At 65.2% G+C, this 1,519-nt stretch carries 3 protein-coding genes and 1 tRNA gene; 1 reads left to right on the top strand and 3 read right to left on the bottom strand.

Annotated features, from left to right (window positions below):
- Window positions 1–102 precede the first annotated feature (102 nt).
- Window positions 103–178: transfer RNA gene (locus B8460_RS11565), tRNA-Glu, on the top strand.
- Window positions 179–269: 91 nt separating this feature from the next.
- Here B8460_RS11565 and B8460_RS11560 read toward each other — a convergent pair.
- The 3 genes from B8460_RS11560 to B8460_RS11550 form a co-directional block, all read right to left on the bottom strand.
- Window positions 270–500 (bottom strand): hypothetical protein, encoded by a 231-nt coding sequence (locus B8460_RS11560; RefSeq protein ID WP_048861753.1) that lies wholly within the window; start codon window positions 498–500, stop codon window positions 270–272.
- A gap of 52 nt (window positions 501–552) precedes the next feature.
- Complete coding sequence (locus tag B8460_RS11555; RefSeq protein ID WP_048861752.1) at window positions 553–990, bottom strand: DNA-binding transcriptional response regulator; 438 nt, start codon at window positions 988–990, stop codon at window positions 553–555.
- A gap of 180 nt (window positions 991–1,170) precedes the next feature.
- A complete protein-coding gene (locus B8460_RS11550) occupies window positions 1,171–1,401 on the bottom strand; it encodes a hypothetical protein (protein WP_241771173.1) in 231 nt (76 codons plus the stop codon).
- Between the last annotated feature and the right edge of the window lie 118 nt (window positions 1,402–1,519).

Genomic DNA, 1,519 nt, shown 5'->3' with positions numbered 1-1,519 from the left:
TCCGACGCCTGCCGCACCGACCGCCGCCCGGCATCCCCACCGCCCGCGCCCCGCACCCGCACTTGATCTGCGCGCCGGTCTGCCCTAGCAACGCCCCGCCTCGTCCCGTTCGTCTAGAGGCCCAGGACACCGCCCTCTCACGGCGGTAACAGGGGTTCGAATCCCCTACGGGACGCCAAATACATCAATGGGTTAGCCGGATATCGGCGCCTAGCTGTCCAACAAATGGCCAATAAATGGGCGTGGACAGGGATGGCGCCGGATGGCCGCTATTGGTCAGATTGGCGCCCATAAAAATCCGGCGCCCGATAATCGACCGGCCGCTTCATCAGCACGAAGCCCGACCGCTCCAGGTGCTTGACCAGATGGTCCGCCACGATCTCGGCCATCAGCGCGTCAGCCCGGCGGTGTTGCCGCCGACCGTCATAGCGGAGGGCGAAGGCAAGGCTCGCGGCGATCTCGGCGGACGTGGCAGGGGTGAGCTTCGGATCGTCGGGCATACCCGGACGGTAGCCGCGTGGTGGGAACGGAGCAAGAACGGGAGGGGGTGCGTCAGCCCTCGGCCCCGCTTCGGTCGGGCGGCTGCCTAGCCGGAGGCGGTACCTGCGGCTCGCTTTCGCGGGATGCTTTTGACGCCCGGGCCGCCAAGCCGACCTGTCTTAGTAGTTCACCCATGTCGATCGGACTGACCACCACCGCCCCCGCGTCGGCGAAGCCGGCATTTTCCGGTGTGCTTGTGAACACGACACGCAAATGCGGGTCGCGTTGGCGTGCCATGAGGGCGAGCGATAGGCCGTTGGGGGAACGAACGCCAAACTGCATCCGCGTCACCAGGACATCGAAGGCGCCGGCGGGTTCGGCCTCGATAAGCTCCAGGGCTGCCATCGAGCCGGATACGGCCGTCACCGCGAAGCCCGCAGATGCAAGGACGGCCGCCGCTCGATCGCGAAAGTCGCCGTCGTCATGGGCAAGCAGAACCGAGCCGGTCACCACACACGCCCCGCCCAAGGTTGCAGCACGGCCGGACCTTAGCAAAGGCATATCAGGCCATGGAACCGGAACGAGTGGAGAACTCGATCACTGACCGGCGATGCAGCGCGGGATGGCGTGCCTCTTTTTCAATGGTTTAGTGTGGGCTGCCCAAGGGCAACGCCCTCAAATCTGAGGCGGTTATCGCCGCCCCTCGTCCCGCGCCTCGCCTTCGGCCCGTAGCCCGGCCTCGATCAGGCGGCGGATGGCTTCGGCCTCAGATGCGATGCGGTGATCAAACCGATAGGTTGACACCTGCTGCGCCATTTCTGGCGTAAGCGCGATCAGCTTCTTGACTGTGAACGTCGGCGGGTTCGGCATATTTCCGATATGCCCCATAGAGGCTGTATTGACCATCAGTATATAGGCCATATAGCCTTTAGCGGCCGGGCGGTGTGCTGGAACACGCCACCCGGCCTAACCCCGAGCACGGAGAACCCCGATGCCCAAGGCTACCCCCACCACTACCACACCCCCGCCCGACGCCGCG

Source organism: Acidisphaera rubrifaciens HS-AP3, assembly GCF_000964365.1.
Classification (GTDB): domain Bacteria; phylum Pseudomonadota; class Alphaproteobacteria; order Acetobacterales; family Acetobacteraceae; genus Acidisphaera; species Acidisphaera rubrifaciens.
The sequence above is the reverse complement of the archived record's forward strand: the minus strand, read 5'-3'. Positions and strand labels throughout refer to the sequence as shown.

Bases quoted from the DNA above. Each gene is read 5' to 3' on its own strand.
- B8460_RS11550 (WP_241771173.1), bottom strand. From the start codon at position 1,401: ATGGCCTATATACTGATGGTCAATACAGCCTCTATGGGGCATATCGGA.
- B8460_RS11560 (WP_048861753.1), bottom strand. From the start codon at position 500: ATGCCCGACGATCCGAAGCTCACCCCTGCCACGTCCGCCGAGATCGCC.